Source organism: Actinospineispora spinosispora DSM 44797 (assembly GCF_000429025.1).
In the GTDB taxonomy this organism is placed as follows: Bacteria; Actinomycetota; Actinomycetes; order Mycobacteriales; family Pseudonocardiaceae; genus Pseudonocardia; species Pseudonocardia spinosispora.
In genome coordinates this window covers 1-23,105 of the sequence record NZ_AUBB01000040.1, presented here as the reverse complement: position 1 = coordinate 23,105, position 23,105 = coordinate 1, and the positions used below count along the sequence as shown (strand labels likewise).

Here is a 23,105-nt window from a genome sequence, read left to right as displayed (position 1 = left end):
TCAACTGGTCCTCTCGGGGATCACTGGGATGTGGTGCGGAGGTATGGAGCGAGTACCAGATCGAGCAGCGCGTCGAGCTCGTCGCAGAGCGGCTGCCGTGCCTGACCGGTCGACCAAATCAGACAGGTGCCGACGATGCATCGCTGGAGATGCTCGGCCAAGGCCCGGGCTCTGATCCCGGCAAGCGACCCCTCGGTGATGGCTCGCTCGAGTAGGGTCGCGGTGTGCGTGATGCCGAGCTCGAGCCGCTCGGCGATGAGCAGTCGCAGGCGCGGGTCGCCGCCGCCTCCGGTGAACACCGACAATGCGTTCATCACGTGGTCGGGTTCTTCGATCTGCGCCACCGAGGCGCGCACCACAGACCGCAGCACGGTCAGTGGTTCTCTCCCGTCCTCGGCCAGCGCCGCTACGAGTCCGGTCCGAATCTGTTCGGTCCCCCGTTGATGGAAGGCGGTCAACAGCTCCGCCTTTCCGCCGAACCGCTGGCGCAACGCGGCTGGGGTGATCGCCAGCTCGTCGGCGATGAGCTGAACCGAGAGTCGCGACAGTCCGACCCGAAGCAACACGACGCCCATCGCCGCGAAGACGTCCTCGTCCTCGACCCGGCGCGGACGACCGAGCGGTCGCGCTCGATCCGCCATTACTACCTCCTACAGTAGATAGTATCAGCACATCGACGTGGATCACCCCGGTCCTCGCCGAGCTCGGCAACGGCATCCAAGCCTAGATGGACTGCTCATCAGTGCGCAGCATCAACTTCTTTAAATTCTTCATCACCCAGAAGCGAGTAGAAGTCGGCGAATACTTTATTCCGGACCAGAAAATCCACTACGCCGTTGACTGTGAAAAATTCCGCAGCTTAGGATCAATACACCAGGAGCGAGCAGTATGCGAGCTGCCGGCGCTTAATTGGTGGTGGGTGGGCTCGAGAACCTCGAAAGGTCGTCTTGTACCCACCCACCGTAGGTGGAGAGGTGTCGGGAATCGAACCCGGGTCCTCTGGCGTGTCACCAGGGCTTCTCCGTGCGCAGTCCGCTGGGTCTCTGCTCGGCTCCACCGCTCACGCGGACGAGTTCGGTGTGACGAGCCCAGTCGCTGTTCAATGTCCTGTTCGACCCCGCGACCGGGTCGAACGGTGAGTCCCCTTGTTCAGCCTACGATTGCGAAATCGTGCTGAGTAGCGTCGGCGTCAACCTTGCTGGCGCTTATTCGCTGTGCGATAACTCTTCAAGTGGTCTCTCGCCTGCACCTGCACGCTTCCCCTGACTCGACGTCCAGAGTCGAAACCGTTCACCCCCCGCTGACCAGAGCAAATCTGGTCCCAGCATACCGGACCCATTGAACAACCCAGAGAGAAAGTCGGGACGAATGCGCCACGAGTAAGAGGTGTACAGCACCAGGGGATGATCCGAGACGGATTCATCGAGCTGCGGAACTCCCGAATCTTCGTCACCTGCCAGGTTCGCACTATGTCGAGCGGGCTCTGGGGTGAGGGCCACAGGCAGATTCTTGATACCGTTTGATGAAGATGGACTGCGGCCCGCACTTCGGGTTAGACGAGCGCAGAATGTCGAGACGCTCGGGCCTGCGTTTCGTCCAGGTCGGCAAGGTGAAGCCGGGACTACCCAATCGGATCTTGGTTCAGAGATCCACCCACCACGATGACGCGGTGACCGCAGGCGAAGAGTTCAGTTGCTCGTCAGTGCCCGCACGCCTCTGAACGGGACGTGCGTCCGACTCGGCTTCAGAACGACGCCCACGCTGGTCGCCTCGGCGTGTGCCTCGGGATAGACCAGTAGTACATGCGCTAGCTGCTTGGTGAACATGTCTTTGAACTTCGCCCGTCCGAACCGGTTGTCGGCACACTGTGAGCCGAACTGGAAGCGCAGCTGATCCCAGGTAACGGTGGTCCGACGGTTCAGGTACGACATCCGGTGGGTCAGCCAGGCGTAGATGTCCAGCCGCAGCGGAGAACCACGCAGCGCACGCAGCGCGTCCGCCGACACTGGTACCGGATGTTCAAGCACTTCCTTGAAAAACGTGTCGCTCAGCACAACGATCGATGGCATGAGCGATCGTTGGCTCGCGTTACGGTCGTCATCGCTCCACCACAACGAACGCGCCGTGGCAATGTTGAGCTGGACGCCCGCATCCATCATCGCGTTTCCGTCGTATTCAACGGAGACCCGCGCCTTGAACAGTCTGTTCATCTGATCACGGAGTCGGGTGATGTTGCCGCGCACCCCACCGGTCGGGGCAAGTCCGAGCTGCCCCATGAAGTCACTCAAGCTCTCGCCGAGCACCAGCTCCGGGCTCTGAGTTCGCACAGCCTCGGTGGCCAGCCAGGTGAGAAGTAGCCGTGGGATCGTTCCGTACGGGTAACCCCAACAGAACGGGTTTCCGTCGCGGTCCAACTTGCGCCCGGGCTCGATGGTTAGCGATCTGTCGCCGTTGCGCCGACCCCAGACTGGCACATCCCCCGGGTCCTTGTACGGCAGCACGAGCTGACAGAACAGCCGAGGGTGGTATCCGATCTCCGGGTCGTCGTGATCCCAGAGCTCCGCCGCGCGCCTCACGAAGGCTAGGTCAGCTGAACGGCTCATGGATCGGGAGACTGCCACAGGTTGGCGCAACTACCGAGGACTTACGGATCCCGGCAAGTTGTCCACGCAGAAACAGGGCACATCACAGCGCTCGCCGCACTGGTCAGCGTTGTCCACGCAGAAACAGGGCACATCTGGGCACCCGAAACCCCTGAACACAGCTGTCCACGCAGAAACGGGGCACGCTCAGCGCAGAAACAGGGCACATCTGACGCAGAAGCGGGGCACGCCTGAACTGCGTCTGACCAGGTGGGTACGCAGAAACAGGACACGCCTCACGCAGAAACAGGGCACGCTTACCCTTCGAAACCGCTGGTCACAGGCCGCTTTCAGCACCACCCTGTAGTTCTTTCCCTATGACTACTTCCTGTAGGTCAACCATCCACAGGGAGTGGTACCTCGTCCGACAGAAGTTGTCGGTGTCCGGACCTAGTTGTCGGTGATGGTGTCGGTGTCCGGGGGTACTCGTCGGGGCCGGTGAGGCAGCGCTCGCGTCGCCCGAGAGAATGCCGCCGTGCCGACGCTTGATCACCTCCCCGGCGGGGCGCCGCCGACGCTGGGCGAGCGGTTCGAGCTCACGTACGTCGACGAGCGTGATGAGCAGCGCATCGCGTTGACCGAGGCCTGGTCAGTGCCGTTCGAGACGTGCACGCTGGTGCGCGGGTTCCCCTCGGACAAGGGGCAGCGCCACTCAACGGACGCTGGTGGACGGCCACGACCGGCACGTTGGTGGGCTACGAGTCGTGGCTTGAGCGTGATCGACTGGTGCTGCTGGACTTCGATCCGGACATCGTTGGCATCGCCTCGCAGCCGTTCTGGCTGTTCTGGACCACGGCGGAGGGCAAGGCTCGTTCGCACACGCCGGACTACTTCGCGCGTCTGGTGGACGGGTCCGCGCTGTTGCTCGACGTCCGCGCGGCAGACCGGATCAAGCCCCGCGACCGGGCGGCGTTCGACGCGACGGCGGAGGCCTGCGTGGCGCTGGGCTGGCGTTACGAGGTGGCCGGGGCATCACCGGAAGTGTTGCTGGCGAATGTGCGCTGGCTGGCCGGCTACCGGCACCCGCGCCACATGCGCGACACCGTCGCCGTCGCGCTGCGCGCGGGGTTCGCGACTCCGGTCGGGTTGCTCGATGGGGCCGAGGAGGTCGGCGATCCGATCGCGGTGCTGCCGGTGTTGTTCCACCTGCTCTGGCTGGGTGACCTGCACGCCGAATTGGACCGGCCACTGCACCCGGAAGTCCTTGTCACGGCCGCGACGGTGGGCTCGTGACGTCGGCCGGGGCAGTGCTGCGGGTGGGTGATCGGGTCACGTTCGACGGCGACGAGCATCTGGTGGTCGAGCTCGCGGGCACGCAGGTGCGGCTGCGCGCGGACTCCGGTAGGGAGCAGGTGGTGCTGGCCGGGCACCTGATGGCCGCTGCGGACTTCGCGGTTCTGGACAGCGTGAGCCTGCCGGCGATGGAGCCGTTCGGGCTGCTGGAGTCCCTGCCCGACGAGGTGGTCTCGGAGGCGGAGCGCTGGCGTGATCACCTGGTGGAGATGGCGACCGGGCTGCCGCCCGGCGCCGCGCCGGGCACCTCCGCGCGCCCCGGTTTCGACCCGAGCACGACCTCGGCGGCCGACCGGGTGCAGGCCAAGGCCGCTGAGCTGGGCGTCAGCCCGCGCACGATCGAGCGCAAGCGCGCCCGGTTCGACGCACAGGGGCTCTGAGGTCCGATCGATCAGCGCGCCGCGCGCACGTTCGAGGCCACCGGGCGGGCCGACGCGCGGCTGGTCGAGGTGCTGCGGGAGCTGATCACGGCGGAGACGGACGTCTCAACGGGCACCCGGTCACGGCTGATCCGCCGCGCCACCGAGCGGGTCGAGGAGCTGCACGGCGTCACGGTGGTGCCGCTTCCGGGGCGCAGCGCCTTCTACGAGCTGGTGGAGCGGATGGCGGTCGGGCGGCACACGTTCGGTTCGGCGGTGACCTGGCGGCAGACGGCGAACCGGTCGGCCGGGGCGTTTACCGCGACGGCGGCGGCGCGGCCCGGTGAGCAGGTCCAGATCGACTCCACGCCGATCGGCGTGCTTGTCTTCGCCGCCGAGGGCGTCCCGGTCCGGGCGGATCTGACGATCGCCGTCGACGTCGCCTCGCGCACCATCGCCGCGGCGGCGCTCCGCCCGGTGGGCACCAAGGCGGTCGACGCGGCGCTGCTGCTGGCGAAGATGCTGGTCCCGGAACCGACGCGGCCACGATGGGCTGAGGCGCTGCGGATGTCGGCCTCGCGGCTGCCACACGAGCGGCTGCTGACGATCGACGCGCGGATGCGCGAGGCCGCGGCGCGGCCGGTCATCGTCCCGGAGCAGGTCGTGATCGACCACGGCAGGGTGTTCGTCTCCGAGACGTTCGCCCGCGCCTGCGAACGTCTCGGGATCTCCATCCAGCCCGCGCGCACGGACACCCCGACCGACAAGGCCGTGGTCGAGGCGACGTTCACCGAGATCAAGACGCTGTTCGCACAGCACGTCGCCGGGTTCAAGGCCGCGACCACCCAGCGCGGGCGCGATGTCACGCCGGTCTGGACGCCGGACCAGCTCCAAGACTTGCTCGACGAGTGGCTGATCGTCGGCTTTACCGACCGCGAGTTGCGCTGCTCGTGATTGTCCGTATGTGTCTGCGACGTGGGCGTCGTGGACTCGTTTACCGACCGGGACCGGGACGTCTGTCATGGCCTGGAGTCGGTACGGAGGACGAGTGGTACGGCACGTCGTGATCGGGGACCTGCGGGTCCAGCAGATCCAGCAGAAGGGTGGGCGGCGGTCGTGGACGATCGTGTGGCCCGAGGGGACGGTCCACTACGAGGCAGACCGGTTCCTGCGTCTGCATGACGGCTCGGGGACGCGGCGGACCTACGCGTACTTGTTGGTCGATCATCTGCGGTGGCTCGAGCGTGAGTGTCTGGCCTTCGAGGCGGTCGAGCTGCGGGACCTGCAGCGCTACATGGGCATCGTCGGCGCCGAGGTCCGGATGCCGCTCGGGGAGCCCTGGCGGGTCGGCAAGTGCCCCTACGGCCGGTCCGCGCTGTCGGCCGCGGCAGCGTGTCTGAAGGGCTTCTACCGGCATCAGGCCTCGCTCGGTGTCGGTGTCGAGCTCGGCGAGAAGCTCGACGGCACCCACCTGCCGTCGCGGGCGGATCGCCGTCGCGCGTTCCTCGGACACGTGACCGCGACGATGCCGGCGAACCCGCTCGCGCCCAAGCGTCCGCACCGCCGGCATCCGAAAATGCTGCCCGACGGCGCCCGGGAGCGACTGCTGGAGGTGGTGAACGCCGCTCGCGATCGGCTGGTGGTGACCTGGCTTGCCGACGGCGGGCTGCGGATCGGTGAGCTCTGCGGGCTGCATCTGGTCGACCTGCACCTGCGGGCGAACGTGGCCTGCGGCGAGTGCCGAAGCCCGCACCTGCACGTCTGCCACCGCTCGGACAACCCGAACCGGGCCGAGGCCAATACCAAGCAACCCTGGCGGACCGAGTGCGGCGCGGTGACTTGTGAGCTGATCAAGCGGGTGAGCCCGGCGATGATCCACACCTACTTCGACTACCTGACTACCGAGTACCCGCGCGGCGCCGGGCACGGCATGCTCCTGGTCCAGCTCCACGGCGTCGGCGCCGGGCAGCCATGGGCGCCAGTTGGGGCGCGGCGGATGCTCGCCCGGGCCGGGGAACGCGCTGGCCTGGGGCTGGTGAAGCCGCACGCGTTCCGGCACTCGTTCACCTCCGCGGTTCTCGACGCCGCCTACGGCAACCTGCTGATCGCCCGCGACGCCGGCGGGTGGGCTTCGGCCGCCACCGTCGACGAGGTCTACGGACACGTCGATGTCCACGACCCCGCCTTCGATGCCGCCCTGCGCACCGTCTGGGGTGGCGCCAGGTGAGCGTCACGTCCGGACTGGCGCAGCCGGATCCGCGCACGAGCCGGGACTGATTGGAGGTCCTCACCGCGCTGATCAACGCGCCGTCGTTCGATCCGGTGTTCCGCACCGACATCGTCACGATCCCGCCCGATCACCCGGTCTTCCGCTGGAACTGCCTGATCACCGACTGCGGGCGACCGACGATGGGCCACGGAGATCTGTGCTCGACGCACCAGAAACTCTGGCGTCGGCAGCGCGACGCCGGGACGTCGCGGGCGGAGTTCCTGCGCACGGCGACACCCGACGGACCCGGCCACGAGGTCGAGGAACGTGCCTGCCGGATCTGTCCCGACCGGCCCGCCCGCCATCTAACCCTCGAGCTCTGCCATCACCACCAGTTCCGGTGGTATCACCACCGCGACCGCCACGGCGCCGTCGGCGACTTCGACGACTGGTTGCTCACCCAGCAGGCGGCCCCTGGCTACGGAAACTGCCTGGTGAGGGTCTGTCCCGATCGGGCGCATTCCCCGCTGGGGCTGTGTTATCGCCACGATCGGCACTACCGCAATCAAGACAGCCCCGGCGGGGCGGTGCTGCCCAGTCAGTGGGGCAACCGCTACGAACGCACCGGCCGACCCACGCCGGTCGAGTACGCCGACGGGCCGGCCTTCCGTCGATGGTGCGCGACCGCGGCGGCAGTGCCGCGAACCGCGCAGATCAACCTGCGCGGGCTGCATCCGCTGCTGCGCGCCGAGATCCAGTGGGGCATGTTCTGGCACACCCAACGACCCCACGGTCGGTGGGAGCTGGCGCCGCTGCAGCGGCTGGCCGACTACGGCCGCACCCACGGCCTGCGCTCGTTGACCGATACGAGCTGGGACGGCCCGGACCAGCGCACGGCGATCACCCGCGAGGGCGTCTACATCGCCCAGGCGGTAGCGGACGCCCTGCACGCTCTCTACGTGACGCCGCAGGACACACGCGAACTCGGCTACATCCTCACCGAGCACTTCGGGCGCAAGCTCACCAACCGCGGGATCCGCCTCGACCTGACCGGAGTGTCCCAGCGCTGGCTGCGGGACCTGATCTGGGATCACCTGGTCGCGATCCTGCGTTCGCCCGACTGCCCGCGCAGCGGAGGCACCTTCGACGACATGCGCCGAGCCGGCCTGGAGCTGAGCACCTTCCTGGAGCTCCACGCTCCCACGCACGGCCACGACCCACGAGCGTTGACGGCCGAGCACATGCACCGATTCGTCGCCGACCAACGCCAACGCGAGCGCGATAGTCTCGCCTCACTCGCGGCCCGAGGGGTTCACGGCAAGCCGTCGATCGTCACCGCCAATACCCGACAGCGCGTCTTCCACCGCACCCGACGGCTGCTACGCGGGGCTCTGGAATCGGGAGAAGCCGAACGCCTCGGCCTGGACCGGGACTTCATCGCCGCCATGCCCTCCCCAGGACCGACGATCCGCCGCTCTCGGGCCCCGTTCGCCGACGGCGTCGCCCGCGCGCTCGCCGACGAAGACAACCTCTGCAAGCTCGCGGACCATCACGACCCGCTCGACCACGGTCTGCGCGACGCTTGGGAAACGATCATCGTCACCGGCCGCCGCTGCAGCGAGATCCTCACGCTGCGCCTGGACTGTCTCGGCCGCTACGGCGGCCTCCCGATGCTCTGGCACGACCAGACCAAGGTCGGCAACTACGACCAGGCCCTGCGCATCCCCGAACGAGTCCACCAGCTCCTGCAGGCCCGCCAGCACAAGACGCTCGAGTTGTTCGAGACTCGGAACAACCGGCCGCCCACCGCGCAGGAGCGGGCCCAGATGGCACTGTTCCCGACCAACCAGCGCAACCGTGACGGACGGACGCCGCTGTCCTACAACTGGTTCCACAAGGGCTTCAAGCTGTGGATCGACGAGCTCGACATCGGCGGCTGGGTTCCGCACCAGGCCCGGCACAGCCTGGCAACCAACCTGCTGCGCGCTGGCGCGAGCCTGACCCACATCCGCCGCTATCTCGGTCACGTCTCCGAGAGGATGGCCGAGCACTACATCCACCTCACCCAGTCCGACCTGGAAGACGTCCTGCAGCACGTCTGGGTCGCCGGCCCCGGCACCGTCAACCCCGGCGACCTCCTTACCGGACCGACCACCCCGCTGACCCGCGAGCAGGCACAGGCGCTCGCGATCGATCTGTCCCGGCGCAGCACCCCAGCCGAGCGCGGGTTCTGCACCTTCCAGCCCGTCGTCGACGGCGGCGCCTGCCCCTGGAACCTGGACTGCCACAACTGCGACAAGTTCGTGCTGTCCGGCGCCGATCTCCTCTACTGGCGGCGCAAGCGTGAGCAGTGGCGGCTGCTGTCGGAGGGTGCCCCGACGACGCCATCGCCGACTACCTCCACCGCTATTTCGAACCCACCGCCCGCGCCATCGACGGTCTGGAGAAAGCCCTCGCCGGCCTCGGCCTCCTCGACGATTCCCTCGCCCTGGACCTGCGCAAACCCCAGGACTACTTCCAGCGCGTGTGGTCCACCGCGTTCCGCGCAGCAGACCTGGCCGACACCGCCCAGGACGACGAGCACATCGCCAAGACGACCGACACCGCCGAACGAGAGATCGCATGAACACCGCCGCCGTCTCCGAGTCGCGCACCGCCGCCGCGCTGGCGGCCCGCCGCCGCAAGACCGAGACAGCACTCCGGCGCGTCCACGAAACGATCGGTCACCTCCGGCGCGACAAGGTCCAGGTCAGCGTCGCTGCAGTCGCTCGCCGCGCCAACGTCTCCCGCACCTTCCTCTACGACAATCCCGAAGCCAGAGCTGCCGTCACCGCAGCCATTACCGAGACCGGGGAACTCCGCGCCCGGATCCCCATCGACCGCGACGCCGAGCGCGAAGCCACCTGGCGGGAACGCGCGCTCAACGCCGAGGACGCCCTCAAGGTCCGCGCACGACGAGATCAGCACCCAGCGCATCCGCATCGGTGAACTCCTCGGCCAGATCCGCGACCTGCAAGCCGAATGGACCGAGGAAGCCATCCAGCGCATCACCACCGAGAACACCACGCTCAAGCAGCGGGTCCGCCAACTGACCGCCGACAACCGCACCCTCGACGAGCGGCTCAAAGCCGCCCGTTCCAACCTCCGCTTCCAAGACCGCCGCGTCGCCGATCTTGAAGCCTCCATCGCCAACCCGGAAACAGCGACCTGACCCGACTTTCACCCATCAGCACGGACATGTAATCTCTGCTTCGTCGCAGGTCAGAGCGCATTTTGAGTGGTAACGGTCGGTAAAGTCGGCTGGCAGCACCGCCCGCACGACGCCCTGCGCGACCCGCACCTCCCCGCGGCGGATGTTCACCCCGAACGAGCGCTACGCCGCGCTGGTGGCGATCGCGGGCTATCTGCCGCTCACCCTGACCGGCACCGACTACCTCGAACTGCTGCCGGTGAGGTGGCGGGCGATCAACGACTACGGCATCCGGATCGACTACCGCACCTACGACTGCCGCGCGCTGGGCGACCTGCTGCGGCAGCACTCCGGGCTGACCGGCAAACGCGGGCTCTGTTCGCCGACGGTGACGGTGACGGTGCATGGAGCTGACCGCCGGTCTGTCAGTGCCGTTCGAGTCCCGCCGTCGGGTCGGGGAATGCGCCTCCTTCTTTTCGGGCTCCTGACGCGCGGCATCGGACTGGTGGCAGGTCTTACGCGGCGCTCACCAGTTGATTCCGGCTGGCAACGGTGGTTATCGGGAGCGGCGGCCGGCAGCACCCAGGTGCTCGCAGGCTCCATGCCCACGGGCCCAGCCTGGTACTTCCACTCGCCGGCCCCGATGTGGCGCAGGTATCCGGACACCATGTGTCCAGGGGAGCGCCTGTTGAACGCTCCCACGAAAGAGTCGAGCTTTCGGCGTGTCTTCGGTATCTGGTACGCGACCTTCGACAGAATGCTCGTACCAGATACCGCACACTCGTAGGGGAATCGCATGGCCCAGCCGTATAAGGGGCCGAGGACGCAGGTCAATGTCGTCGTGCCGGATGTGATCCTGACGCTCGTCGAGCGGGATCGAAGGGCGTTCGAGGTGTCATCGATGAGCCAGTACCTCGCCGACCTCGTATGTCACCTGCTGGGCAGCCCGCGTTCCGCCCGCGAGTTCGATCGCGGCGAGGAGCAGCTACGGCTCTCCAGTATGTCGATGAGGGGAACGCCCGGCAGGCAGGACGCCTCGGAGCGTCAGGCTGCGGGCGGCAGGGAGCCCGTGAAGCTACGCATTCCCGACGCGGTGGTCGAGCTGCTGGATAAGAAGGTCACGGAAGGAGCCTCCTCGTCGAGGAAGTCCTACCTCGAGGGGCTCATCTGTACGGCCTACGGTCGAGCAGACCTTGCGCCGGATCTAGTCCACCACGCGGAGCAGATGGCACTGCCGATTGTCGCCCTCGCACGCCACACCCCACTGCCGGAGAAGGGAACGCATGGCCACGTGCAGCTAACAGCCTAAGCAGCTGGGCCATTGCGCCTGGCACGTGAGGAAACCCCCGACACGCCGGGAAGCAAGTCCGGGGGCCCTCGTCACCGTTCCTCTATGTGAGAGGTTGCGGTTTCGATTGTACCGCTGGTCAATCGGTTATGCCATGGTCAGGTATCGGTGTGCCACAAATACATGCATCCGGCGTGAGACGGGATGCTCGCTTCCGTTGGCTGACGTGCCTGTATCGTCAGCTCATGGCGCCGACTCGTCGTCTTGTGCGTACGCCGGAAAGTAGAGTTCAGCCGTCCGCGTCTTGATACCGACTGGACGTGGCAACCGGTGTCGGTCTCGCTGCCGACGCTCCACAAAGAGAGCCCGGCCTCTGTCGAAAAGATGTCAGTCCCACCTCGACGATCACCTGGCGATCTCCCTGATGTTGCGGCGGAGATCCTTGTGGCCGCTTCGTCGAATGAAGCCTGGCGTCTTTGCTGAACTCCGATACGAAGCTCACATACTGCCGAACATATGTTCGACAGTATGTGAGCTATGCAAACGATCTTGGTTTCGCCGGATCTGCGCTTGCCAACACCGATTGCTCGAGCGCCGGAGAAACTCGATGCAGTGGTCGCCCCGTGGAAACGGCGTTTACACACATAGGTCCGGCGAGCGGCTGCAAGCACGAGTCGGGCTAAGGCGGCGATAGCGCGGAACTCATTGGGTAAGCCATCGTCGCGGTGCGCATCTCGACTTGGCGTTGAATGGCTGCGCTGGTCAACACGAGGAGAGCCGATGTGGCTGTCAACGCCGTTTACTCCCAGCCAGGTCAGTGTGGCGGACAACTCCCGACAAGACCGCGACCTCGCGCTGGGACCCAAACTTGGGTCACTCACTCAACCGACACGGTCGTCCGCCAGCCGAATGCCGACCCACGGTGACGGCGCAAACCCCGCTTGCAAGCCTTCCCAGATCCCGCTCAAAACACTTCGCTAGTGACCGTTGTAAACGGCGTTACCACCCGGCAGGGACCACAGGTCGTCGTTTGAGTAGGCCTAGTGGACGCACTCAAACGCAGGTCGTGGCGGATCATGCCACACTGGTGCGCGCCTTGGGGAGCACGGCTCTTCCCTCCACCCAGAACACGCGCGTAAACGGCGTTTACAGCAGAAAGCATCTTTGATGCACGGAACCTGTCAATGCCTCATATGGGACGCGGAAACACCAGAACTCACGGGTGTAAACGTCGTTTACACCCGACCAGCACTCACGGTGGTCTGAACTTCTGCCCCCAAGCGTCTGGCAAGCTCGTCACAGCGTTGTTCAACGGAATACCGCCTTCATCCAGGTCGAGTCCAGCTGACCGACTGGCTTCACGGACCGGGCACACACACCCGGAGCTACCCACCAATCGACCAGTAGCCGTCGACTGGTCGTGCTTCCCCCACGAGGAAGAGGAGTCTGAGCGCCGCGTGGCTGAGCCTCACCATCGTGCGCAGTTCTACCGCCACGGCGCAGAGGTCGTGGAAACGCCGTGTACACCCTCGTGATTCGCTGCTGGCCAGTCACCACCCACAGACCTGAGAAAGGCTGATCCGCTCACGGCTCATCGACGTCTCGCGGTGCCCCGTGCGTGCTCAGATCAGTATCGCCCCGCCGCCTAGCGAAGCGCATGCGTACGAGGTGTCCTCACTGGTCGAACGGGTCGACGATATCGGTGGAAACGGCGTTTACGGCCCGATCCGTTGACACACCCCGTCTAAGTCCCGTAGTGGTTCGGGCGTGTAAACGCTGATTCACCGGCCGGGCACCTGGCTTGTGATGGACAGCCTCTGGAAGAGAACTGCTTCCGGGTTCTTCACGGAGATCAGTGCACAGGACGTCATTCGGTTGAGACGCGCTACGTAGAGCCGCCGCACCTGAGGAACCGAGGAGTCGACCCGTCGCGCCAACGACTGGTCAGACAAGCACAGCGGGGTCGGAGGCGAGGTCATCCCGAAAGCATGCCATCAGGCACAGCCGCGAGGGGGGTGGAAACGACGTTTACACCGCCACCGGGCCGAGGTGACGGCTGCTGCCTGCCACACAGATGGCGGCCCCTGATCCGCGCCGCGACAGATGTCGACGCGGCATGAAGAGCGCATCGGTACGGGATTCGAATGCGTTGGCTGTTCGATCTCCTCTCTGTGGGGAGCATGATCTGGCCACGGTTTGTTCAGTACCGAGTTCGCGGCAAGCGCCCAACCCAACATGCGTCATATCGCCGGTGCGGACCGGCGCTGGCGACACTCGTGCAAATGACTCAAGCGGAAACGGCGTTTACACCCCGGCCCGCGGCGCAGGGTCGAACGGCGCCCTGTCGACGTGCAGGTCGAAGTCGGACCCGCCCTCGAGGAGTGCCCGATGAGAGCGATCGTTGCGATATGTCTGGCACGGCTCACTTCCTCACGACACAGGTCGGGTACTGCTGACCTGAGCAGCCCACCAGCTGAGCACACGCTCGGTGCCTCACCAGTCGACCCGACAGTCCTCGACTGGTCGTACTTTCAAGTACACCGGATAGGCGCCTGAGCACGGTCCGACGGCGTTTCTCTATCGTTCGGCGCTCCGTTCTCACCGTGCGGAAGCCATGGAAACGCCGTGTATACGTGTGGATCGGGTGGAAGCCACGGCCCCGAACGAGAGGACAGCTGACTCGGACGCACGCGTTCAACACACCTCGAGGAACGCTGGCTAACAGGCCAGTCACCGCCCGGAGCTTCGAGAAGGGCTGATTCATCCGCCGCTCATACGGGTCTCTTGGCACACCGTGCATGTTCAGATCGATATCGCCCCCGCGCGGACCTGACGAAGTACACGTAGGGAGGGGTCGTCGCAGGCTGAACAGTTGAGCACACCGGTGGAAAAGGCGTTTTACAGCGAGATCTAGTGAACCGGCCTTGTCTGAGTCTCGCGTCGCTGCGGGTGTGTAAACGCCGTTTCCACCGGCCGTCCGCCCGGCCAGTGGCAGACGGTCTCGGGGAGAGGACCGCATTTCGAGTTTCTTCGCGGCACGAAGGGTGTGCGGTGGTGTGAGGCTCGGTTAGTGGCGGTCCCTACAACCATCTAGCTGCGGGGCTGGAAGAACCAGGGAACCTCACCCCTGGCGCCGGCGATCGGCTCGACAAGTGCGCCGCAGGGCCGGAGGAGCACTCATTTTGAAGGCATGCCACCAGCCGCGGCCCGCTAAGCCGTGGAAACGGCGTTTCCACCTCGCCGACGCTGTGAACCCGCGAGCACCTCCAGCCGCGTACGGATGGCGACCCGAGCTGAACCACCACAGCAGCTATCGACGCGCGGTGCGAAACACGATAGAGCGGGATGTCGACGCCCTCTCACCCCCGGAGCTTGTCATCCGTGGCAGGGCGGTCGGCGCCCGCCTGGTTCAGCATCGAGCTCGCTAAGAATTCCCCAGTTGGACTTCATGTCTCCGGTGTCGAGCGGCGGCTGTCATACCGCGCCCTCCATCGGGCCGTCAGCGCCACGGTTTCGCCCCGAGATCGCCCGGCTGGAAACGACGTTTACACCCTGACGTGCACCACAGAGTTCCACGATTTCAATCAGTCGTCATCCTGTCGCTCTCGGGCCGGAGGGCGCAAGGTGCGGTCTCCCGTTGGCGTTCTAGCAACTCATGGGTGCGGATGACAGTGAGCCGGCGGGGTCAGCGGTTCGTTGTGCATCCGATGGAAACGCCGTTTACAGGCGGAGGTGAACCAAACCCGGGTAGACATGGCGGCACAGGTGCAGCCGGCACAATCCGTTGTGTCGACCGCATCTTGTACCACTCCTGTGAGCTGAGATCTCTGCAGCCAGAGATATGCTGCGCAGCTGTAAACGCCGTTTCCAGAGTCGGCGGCGATCGGTTGCGATCACTCTCCCCTGAGCTCAAGAGTTGATTCATTCGATCATGACGTAGACGGCATCGCTCGGCCCGCGGTTCCAGGAGAACAGCGGCCAATCGCGATTAAAAACAGTGTTATAAAATAGGAACGTGGAGTCTGCCAGCCGGAACGGTGGTGATCCTGCTCTGTCGATTCCGCAACCGTGCGACGCCCCTGGTGGAAACGACGTTTACACCCGCCACGGCCCTCGGCATGTCTTCACAACATCCGCAACTCGGCATGCGATCCTGGAGCTGCCCATCCGAAGTACCAGCTCAGCGCTGGGAAGCACACGGAGGTTACCAGTGGCACATGTCCACGTAATCGCGAATCAAAAGGGCGGGGTCGGTAAGACCACCGTCACTGTCAATCTGGCGGCCGTCGTCGCCGACACCATGGGCCGCACCGCCGAGGACACTCCGGTGCTCGGCGTGTCAACCGACCCCCAGGCTTCCATGCTCGAGTGGGCCACCAGAGTCGGCGATGAATTGCCGTTCGACTTCGAGCAGTGCGATGACGACCCGGGAATGCTCTCCCGGCTTCGCGCGATCACTAAGTACGAGCACATCTTCGTCGACACCCCGGGGACCCTCGAGAACCAGTCGATTCTGGAGGAGGTGCTGCGTCAGGCCGACGACGTCATCGTGCCCATCGAGCCCGAGCCGCTCGCGTTCCAGCCGGCCGCGCGAACCATCCAGTCGGTGATCGTTCCAAGTAAGGTCCCATGGCGGGTCCTCATCAACAACTGGGATCCGCGCGACGGCGAGAGCGACCTGCAGCAGACCCGCGAGTACCTCGCAGCCAAGCGGTTCCCGATCTTCAACACCGTGATCCGCCACTACAAGTTGCACACCAGGGCCGCCGCTGAAGGCGTCACCGTGGTGCAGTACGCCAAGAATCGCGTTGCGCTCGAGGCACGGCAGGACTTCTTCCGCCTGGCACTTGAAGTATTGGGCAGCAACGGAGGCCTACCCAAGCACGCACGCACGGACGCTGTCGTTGCCGCGGGACGGAGCTGAGCCATGGGTAAACGAGTCAGTCTCGCTGCCTTGGCGCAGGACGACTTCTACGAGCCTGCCCAACCGGCGCCCACTCTCCGCGCGGCGGAGCCGCTCTCTGTCGACACCCCATCGGCAGCGGTCCCACCGCCGGTGGTCGAGGCAGCGGCAGTTCCTGAGGAAGTGAGCACCGCGCCCGAGGGCGATCTCGGTGGCACACGAACTGTGCCCATCGGTGATCTGGCGAACAACCCTCTGAATAAGCGCCACGTCGGCGGCGACGACGAACTTCTCGAGATGGCAGAGACGATTCGTCAGCACGGCGTCATACAGCCTCTCGTCGTCTGCTCGGCAGAGGCTTATCTCGCCGCATTCCCCAGCCAGCGGATGGCCATCGGTGACGCTCGCTGGATCACGCTCATCGGGAACCGGCGGCTGGCGGCTGCGCGGTTGGTGCCATTGACCGAAGTCTCGATCGTCGTCAACGACGGCCAGGTGAGCTCGATGTACGAGGTCATGCTGATCGAGAACGGTCAACGTAAGGACCTGCCACCCGTGCTCGAGGCCGAAGCGATCGAGGAAGCGATCAAAGCGTCGGGGATCTCGCAGCGCGAGCTGGCACGCAGGATCGGCAAGTCGCACATGTATGTGTCGCAGCGGTTGTCGCTGCTCAAGCTGATCCCTGAGTTCCGCGAGTTGTTCGAACGCGGCGTCCTCAAGGTCGAGCGTGCACGACAGCTCGGCGAGCTGCCGCAGTCCGAGCAGCGCAGGATCCATGCGGGTGGCCCGCCGTACCTCTCCCGACCTGTCCCTGGTGGCAGCCGGCCCGGCACGCGAGTCATCAGGGTGAGCAGCCCTGCCGTGGCCGCGGAATCAATTCGCGCCAAGTTCAACGATGACGAGCTCAGCTTGCTCGTGAGCCTGCTCAGCGAACAACTCAAGCTCGCTGAGTCCGCTGTGGGCTGACCACCGCAGTGTCTGATACCAGCGGGTGGATCACCTTGTATACCCCCGCTGGTATCAGACCCGACAATTACGCCGGCGCTCCAGCCGCGTCAGCCCGCGCTGGCCAGCCGACTGAGTTCGGCGCGTAGCCGAACTGCGGTTCCGATAGCTCCGTGAATGCCGTGAACGGCCGTCTGGCCCACCACATGAGGATCTAGGCGGAGTTCGCCCTGCACCCGTCGAAGGCTGGCGAGAGGCACTAGTGTCTACTACGCGGTCACGTAGTCGTCGCTCAACATGGCACGGTAATCACTGAGGCTCGACTGAACCTTGTCCCGAAGGTCAGCATCCTGGAACTCCGCCAGCCCTACGCTGTCCTTCATCCACAGCAGGGCGTATGCCCTGGCGATCTACTTGTTCGAGGACGTCGTTCAACGCCGCCGCCACGCGCGGTCGGTGCAGTTCCAACCAGCGTTGCCATGATGGATGGGCCCGTTCCTCCGCGTGGCTGACTCAGGCCGAGCGCCCATCTCGCGCCCCGAGCGGCTCGGATGGTCTGCGTCCGCACCTGTAGCGGGTCCGCCGAGCCATCCCATGTGCCGGGCCGTGCGGCATCCTCTGCGTGCGCTGGTACTCGGTGACCAGCGCGTCTAGACGATGCAGGTATTCCCCGGTGCCCTGCCAACTAATGATGCCCGGATAGCGTCCAGGTCTCGGGGGCCGGCGACACAGGTAATCCAGCACGTCACGTGCTTGCGTACCGGCCTCTGACCAGTGAAAATCGTCGCACCGGGTGTGCGGAGACATGGAGCGCGCCAAGGCCGGGTCGCGTTCACGGTCGCCAATCGACGGGCAGGTTCTGTGGCGTTTAGTCCAGACACTTGTCTGGCGTCAGTTAAAGACTGACGGGTTTTACGCCAGATCGTCGGCCTTGGACCTCTCCCCTCCGGCACACAAGTTTCGGAAGTCATCGACGGTGCCTCTGTTGAGGACGCCCTCTCTTCTCGCTGCGAGCACGATCAAGGGCACGCAGCCAGCTCTCGTGCGACTCTCGCCGGTGAGGCTCCTGCCGCGATGGGTGTGCGGACGACTCAGGAGATGATGGCGTGGCCGTAATGGACCTGCCTGCTGACGTGTGCTTGTCGAGGGTTGCGTGAATTCTGTCTAGCCGTGCACGCCGGACTTCGCTGGATGCGATGAGTTCCACCGGCCGGAGTGCAGCGCGGGCATCGCTGAACTCGCCTGCCCGGCGCCGCATCAGCATCACAGTAGCCGAGGCGCGCTGAGCGTCGGTGGCGTTGAGGTCGGCGACGGTGAGTCGAGTTTGTCCGTACCGCAGCCTCTTCGCGGCCTCGCCGCCGTGTGAGGCCCGTACGAGGTTCTGGCTGTGTGCCCACTTCGACGGAGGCACAACAGGCGTTCCGCTGATCGGATCGCACCAGGCGCGCAAACGGTGACGGACCCACCCGCTGGGGTGGCGCAGCTGGTCGGCTGGACAGCGGTGGGTGTCGAGGGTGCCGCCGGGAGCCGGGCGCTGGGTCAGAGCTTGTAGCAGGTCAGAGTTGGTCCACCCGGCCTGCCACCAAGTACGCAGCAGCGCCCGGATTGCGCGCGAGCTAAGCCGCGACAGCGCGAAATCCCTGTGGCGGAGTTCAGTCGCGGCAGCGAGCATCTGCGCCCGCCCAACCGGAACTCGAAGATTGAAATAACCGCCTGTTTTCTGGTCAAGGCGCGGCCCGCTAGGGCCGTCTTCTTGCTGTGAACTAGAACGTTCAGTCTCGCAGCTGTGGAAAATTTGGCTCGCGCGCGTTAGAACCGATATGGATCTTGAGTTAGAAGTAGTTAGGGGGACGGTTGGGGTCCGATTTATGTTCTGATCGGATGCGTACACGGGTACACGCAGCTGGTAGACGGCAGCCCGATTGCCTTCCAGATGCCGTAGGGCCCTAGGCCGGAACCGGGGTGTTGTGCCGGGTTCGACGCGGTCGATCCACCCGCGAGCGTGCAGCTGAGCGAGCCAGCCACTCATGGTGCTCCGACTCCACCCGGTCGCGTTCATGAGCCGCTGCCAGGTCGGCCATGTGGTGTGATCGTGCCAGTCGGCATGGCGGGCCAGGCACACCAGCAAGCGGGTGAGCCGAGCTGCGCTGTCACCTCGGCGGGTGTGGAACCAGTCGGAGGCTCGAACGTCGTGAACCCAACTGCGAGCGTCGCGTGGCAGCTGAGTGAACGGACGACTCGGCCGCGTGCGGGTCGGATCACCGTCGGGCTCAGCGGCGGTGGGTTGACAGCGCTCGGCAAGCCAACAGGGGCCGCACAAAACGGTGTGTAGGGGAACAGGGCGCGCCAGTCCTGAACGACGGCAGCACAACACACACATTTCGACCACAGGCGTCATCGAGTGCGATGACTTGAACAGGCTGAGGTCGAGCGAGTGTGCCGTCACGGAAAGCCGGTGACGGTTCGTGCTCAGTTTTCGGTGGGTATCACCGAACGTGTCGCCTAGGTACTCATCAGGGCGCGCGCTACTATGAGAGCGCGCAGGCAAGCGTACGCCTCCTTAAGAAAGGGGGCCTGGGCACCGGAGCGGTCACTCCGCGTGTCCTCGAACGTGGGCCCGTCTCTCACACCGGAGAGGCGGGCCCTTTCGCGTCTGAGGCGCACTGTGCGTAAAAGGCCCGGTATGTGGTTGTCACCGTCGGGCTTAGGGAAGTGGGGTGGTCGGCCCCACGGCTCACAGGCCGATGGTGTGTCAGTAGCTCAGGGTGCCCTCCCTTCAGACAGATGAACGGGCCCGTCGAGTGAGCTGGAGGCGGGCATGATCCGCTGCGCGCTGGATACGCGAGGGGAAGTCTGGTGGGAGTGCGAGGGGTCTCCGTTGAGGCTGGCGTCGAAGCCATACCACTGAGCGGCACAAGGTAGAGGCGCTAAGAGAACGGGCCGCGCAGAGTAGTGCCCAGTTCGACTCAGGGTGTGTTTTGTGACGACGCGCCGATACGTGAAGATAGCGCGCCGCAGTCGCGGCTTGTACAGTCGCACGTGCGACCTCTCATTTAGAGGAACGGTGTACCGAGATCCCCCCCGGACTTGCTTCCCGGCGTGTCGGGGGGTTTCTCGCGTGTTAGGTCTCGCGTTGGTGCTCAGGCGGTCAGCTGCAGCTGGTCTCCGTCGTCTCCTGCGGTCAGCTCCAGGCTGTGACGTTCGGCCATCTCACGGATGATGTACTCGCTGAAAGGCATGCCCAGCTCCTTTGCGCGCTGGGCATAGAACTCCCGATGCGATGCCGGCCAGCGCACCGACACCGCGCTGGTCGGTTCTCCCCAACGATGAGGTCGTCCGTGTGATGCCATGAGAGATTTGTACCGTTTCGTATTCGCAATACGCGCAAGACACGCCGATGACGATCACGATTTCCGCGGTAACGGTCACTGTGGGTGCAGGGCGTCGTGGGTAGGCCGTGACCACTAAGCTGCGCTCGCCCGCAGTGGACCGTCCACCAGCGTTCCGGCTTCTGGGGACAGGCTCGCGGACACTGCATGCTGCCGTGCGCATTCTGACCCGACGCCTGGCCGAACGATGGGCCGCAGGGATTGATCGGCTCGTGGAGGTCTTCATGCTCTGATCAGGTAGCAGGTCGCCGCAGTGAACCGAATGGCGTGGTGTCCGGTCGTCGGGCAGCGAGCTGCGGGAGCCGAGATCTCGACACAACTACACGACCGTTCCTTGACCGTGGTCAACTGGCCACACAGTGTCCTGAGTGGTCAAGTGCTGTACCTCATGACCGCGACCATGTCTCGGCTGTGCGGGTGGCCACCGACCTCTATGAATACCGGCCACGCAGGCGGCGGTGATGAGCAGGACTCGGGTGTGTTTGCCCGTGGCCACCGAAGCGCCGACAGTCACGGCCGACTACATCGATGTGGCTATCGCAAGGTGGCTGGCCTGGCTCCATGCGTTAACCGTGAGCGCGGAGAAGGGCCTCACGGGCGGCCAAGATGTGACTCTGTGTCTCCGCCAAAGCATGACTCAGTCGATCCTCGACGTCCTTCTGCAAGGCGCTGTCGAGCTCGGCGAGCGCACTGTCCAAACATTGGGACACCGACACCCGCACCGTTTCCAGTTTCATTGCACACCGGCTGCGGCTCAGAACGGGTCCCATGGTCAAATCGTGGCCCGCTGGCTTCTATCAGCTGTTGATCGTCGGAGGAGATGGACAGATCAGAGGCGATGTCCTGATCGCCCGTTGCGGGCGGTTGTCCCTGGTGCAACGAGGGGTCGACGGAAACCTGGTTGTCGATCGCGGGGCTGCCCACTGGCTGGCTCTGTCTAGGGATTGCCAGCGCCGTCACGGTCTCCCTGACGACATCCCCGGTTCCGGCGCTCTCGGTGCAAACCGGGTTTCCTGAGAGGATCCTCGCGGCATGGGAGTTCACGGCCGAATCAATCGGCGTATACGGCGGCCCGGCCGCGAGTCTCGACCGCCGCTCCGATTCATCGAGGGAGCCGAGCCTACGACCGATTTTGAGGTTGATCTCTCCGGATCGGAAGAGCTCACGAAACTCCGGGATCATCTTGAGCAGGTCTACCCGCTGCTGGAAATAGGCATGGGATTTCCCGATGGCGGCTCCGACGGATCGGGTCGTCTGTCCAGGACGATTGAGACGACGTTGCAGATGCTCAGCCTCGAGCAGCGGAGGAAGATCTTTTCGCTGGATGTTCTCGATCAGAATCCGATCCTCAAGATCCTGCGCTGTATCCAGGTCAGCAGCCACGCGAACGTCGAGTGCAGGTCGGCCGGCGATCCTTGATGCGGTCAACCGTCGATTGCCGACGATTACCACCCAGGCCTCTCCTCCGAGATTCCCGTGCTGATCGGGATAGGCCTGCAAGTACTGCTCGCGCGGGACAACGAGCACCGGCTGGAGCTGCCCCACCCGGGTCAGCGTCTCGGCGAGTTCAAGTACCTCCACATCATCCTCGTCGTAGCGGGGGTTCAGCGGATTCGGCTGGACCTCGTCCAGCCGAAGGCTCGTCGGGTGAGCCATCCTGCTGCGCAACGCCGCTCGCGCCGCTCTGTCGCCGGAACGCCGGCTGCTCTCCATCGCCGCGAAATCCTTCTTCGGCACGACTACTCACCCCCGATAGCGACAGCTGAACGCTCGGCGGGCTCGGTCAACGAGCCGAGCGGAGGAAGCAGATTCCATTCGTCGGCAGACGCCAGTCCAGCCGCAACCTCGAGACGCAGCGCGATCCGACGGTAAGCATCCGCGATGGGAGCGGTGGGTTTGTACTGGGTGACTGTCTGGCCCATCAGCCATGCCTCTTCCACTACTGCCGCCAACGGCAGATGCGCGATGATCGGGAGCGGGGGAATAGTGGGGTCCTCTGGGGCCCCGTACTGCTCGAGCTGGGTCATCTTGTATTTAGCAATGCCGGACAGCGGCTTCCGGTAGATACCCGGAACCAAACCGTAGAGCTGGCGGCGGGGGAGTTCGAGCTCTTCTTCCAGCACCGACAACTGCTCGATCAGCAGCCGAAGTGCGCGCAGCGACGTGTTGCTCGGCTGCACGGGCACAACCAAACCATCAGCGGCCACCAAAGCTGTGTCGGTGAGGATATCGAGTGAGGGAGGGCAGTCGATGAGCACGTGGTCGTAGACCCCTGCTGGCAATCGTTCCAGCAGTCGCGCGAGCCGAGATTCCGGCGCCCTGCCGTGATAGAGCTGTCGAACGACCAGGAACATCTCCACCGACGTTGGAATGATGTCCAGTTGCCCGCCGCTGGAGTGTGCTGGCCGCTGCCGGATCAGCTCCTTGACCGGTCCGGTGAAACTCCCTGAGAGAGCCGCCGCGAGGTTGGGTTCGCCGGGCTCGGCTTCTTCCATCCGCAGAGCCTCGGTCGTGAGGTGCCCTTGCGGGTCGAGGTCGATCAAGAGTGTCCGCCGGGCCCGTTCCTCGAGTGCACCCCCCCGTTACCTTCTTCGTGGCTCCTGATCAAGGAGCTCCGGTCGCCAGGCCCGGTATGACTTACGCCCCCAGTCGCACGCATGATCCGGGGGGGTGGTGTCACCGGGTCTGGTGGCATCGGTGGACCGCTAATAGGGACACGGCCACCCTCTGGGTAGGTCTCTTCGTAACGTGGCTGCCGGCTGTCGATGCTGACTGGTGACCGGCACATTCGGTAGGAGAGACGGTACGCACGTGGACAACGGTTACGAGGTGTTCCTCGGCCTGGACGTCGGCAAGGGTGCCCACCACGCTGTCGGTCTAGACCTGG

The 23,105-nt window shown here is 65.0% G+C and carries 12 protein-coding genes, 1 other RNA gene and 2 pseudogenes; 10 read left to right on the top strand and 5 right to left on the bottom strand.

Translation table 11 applies throughout. The annotated features are described in order from the left end of the window. Positions 1 to 20: 20 nt before the first annotated feature. The 3 genes from G406_RS54170 to G406_RS0118695 all read right to left on the bottom strand — a co-directional run bounded on the left by G406_RS54170 (position 21) and on the right by G406_RS0118695 (position 2,576). Entirely contained in the window at positions 21 to 641 is a 621-nt protein-coding gene (locus G406_RS54170; RefSeq protein ID WP_028935007.1) for a TetR/AcrR family transcriptional regulator, read from the bottom strand. A gap of 323 nt (positions 642 to 964) precedes the next feature. Further along, positions 965 to 1,298: a transfer-messenger RNA gene (gene ssrA, locus G406_RS55225) on the bottom strand. Positions 1,299 to 1,688: 390 nt separating this feature from the next. After that, the gene (locus G406_RS0118695) at positions 1,689 to 2,576 is read right to left on the bottom strand and encodes a replication protein RepA (protein ID WP_051342324.1); all 888 of its coding nucleotides are present in this window, start codon (positions 2,574 to 2,576) and stop codon (positions 1,689 to 1,691) included. A gap of 672 nt (positions 2,577 to 3,248) precedes the next feature. Between G406_RS0118695 and G406_RS47930 the strand changes: the two genes are divergently transcribed. The 10 genes and pseudogenes from G406_RS47930 to G406_RS0118650 all read left to right on the top strand — a co-directional run bounded on the left by G406_RS47930 (position 3,249) and on the right by G406_RS0118650 (position 16,850). After that, positions 3,249 to 3,875 (top strand): TnsA-like heteromeric transposase endonuclease subunit, encoded by a 627-nt coding sequence (locus tag G406_RS47930; RefSeq protein ID WP_211241198.1) that lies wholly within the window; start codon positions 3,249 to 3,251, stop codon positions 3,873 to 3,875. Beyond that, the gene (locus G406_RS58395; protein WP_051342323.1) at positions 3,872 to 4,315 is read left to right on the top strand and encodes a hypothetical protein; all 444 of its coding nucleotides are present in this window, start codon (positions 3,872 to 3,874) and stop codon (positions 4,313 to 4,315) included. Before G406_RS47930 ends, G406_RS58395 begins: the two co-directional genes overlap by 4 nt. 69 nt (positions 4,316 to 4,384) lie before the next feature. After that, a complete protein-coding gene (locus G406_RS54160; protein ID WP_051342322.1) occupies positions 4,385 to 5,248 on the top strand; it encodes a DDE-type integrase/transposase/recombinase in 864 nt (287 codons plus the stop codon). Between the two features lie 94 nt (positions 5,249 to 5,342). After that, positions 5,343 to 6,521 carry a site-specific integrase gene (locus G406_RS47920; protein WP_211241197.1) on the top strand — a complete coding sequence of 393 codons (1,179 nt, stop codon included), beginning with the start codon at positions 5,343 to 5,345 and terminating at the stop codon, positions 6,519 to 6,521. Positions 6,522 to 6,703: 182 nt separating this feature from the next. Next, positions 6,704 to 8,512, top strand: a pseudogene (locus G406_RS59745) (tyrosine-type recombinase/integrase); the annotation flags it as partial. Between the two features lie 613 nt (positions 8,513 to 9,125). Continuing rightward, complete coding sequence (locus tag G406_RS59740) at positions 9,126 to 9,491, top strand: DUF6262 family protein (protein WP_051342320.1); 366 nt, start codon at positions 9,126 to 9,128, stop codon at positions 9,489 to 9,491. Between the two features lie 365 nt (positions 9,492 to 9,856). Continuing rightward, on the top strand, positions 9,857 to 10,480 hold the full coding sequence (locus G406_RS58385) for a hypothetical protein (RefSeq protein ID WP_028935005.1): 624 nt from the start codon (positions 9,857 to 9,859) through the stop codon (positions 10,478 to 10,480). A gap of 9 nt (positions 10,481 to 10,489) precedes the next feature. Further along, complete coding sequence (locus tag G406_RS0118660) at positions 10,490 to 11,002, top strand: hypothetical protein (protein ID WP_028935004.1); 513 nt, start codon at positions 10,490 to 10,492, stop codon at positions 11,000 to 11,002. 4,189 nt (positions 11,003 to 15,191) lie between these two features. After that, on the top strand, positions 15,192 to 15,905 hold the full coding sequence (locus tag G406_RS0118655; protein WP_037077330.1) for a ParA family protein: 714 nt from the start codon (positions 15,192 to 15,194) through the stop codon (positions 15,903 to 15,905). Between the two features lie 30 nt (positions 15,906 to 15,935). Further along, on the top strand, positions 15,936 to 16,850 hold the full coding sequence (locus G406_RS0118650; protein WP_245607155.1) for a ParB/RepB/Spo0J family partition protein: 915 nt from the start codon (positions 15,936 to 15,938) through the stop codon (positions 16,848 to 16,850). Between the two features lie 3,959 nt (positions 16,851 to 20,809). Here G406_RS0118650 and G406_RS55785 read toward each other — a convergent pair. Together G406_RS55785 and G406_RS47905 are read right to left on the bottom strand one after the other, a co-directional pair. After that, positions 20,810 to 21,955 carry a ParB/RepB/Spo0J family partition protein gene (locus G406_RS55785; RefSeq protein WP_084216171.1) on the bottom strand — a complete coding sequence of 382 codons (1,146 nt, stop codon included), beginning with the start codon at positions 21,953 to 21,955 and terminating at the stop codon, positions 20,810 to 20,812. Positions 21,956 to 21,957: 2 nt separating this feature from the next. Beyond that, positions 21,958 to 22,779: pseudogene (locus tag G406_RS47905) on the bottom strand (ParA family protein); the annotation flags it as partial. Positions 22,780 to 23,105: the final 326 nt, after the last annotated feature.

What these genes read in the sequence shown, in the direction of transcription:
- G406_RS54170 (WP_028935007.1), bottom strand. Translation starts at nt 641, where the DNA reads ATGGCGGATCGAGCGCGACCGCTCGGTCGTCCGCGCCGGGTCGAGGAC.
- G406_RS59740 (WP_051342320.1), top strand. Translation starts at nt 9,126, where the DNA reads ATGAACACCGCCGCCGTCTCCGAGTCGCGCACCGCCGCCGCGCTGGCG.
- G406_RS58385 (WP_028935005.1), top strand. Translation starts at nt 9,857, where the DNA reads ATGTTCACCCCGAACGAGCGCTACGCCGCGCTGGTGGCGATCGCGGGC.
- G406_RS0118660 (WP_028935004.1), top strand. Translation starts at nt 10,490, where the DNA reads ATGGCCCAGCCGTATAAGGGGCCGAGGACGCAGGTCAATGTCGTCGTG.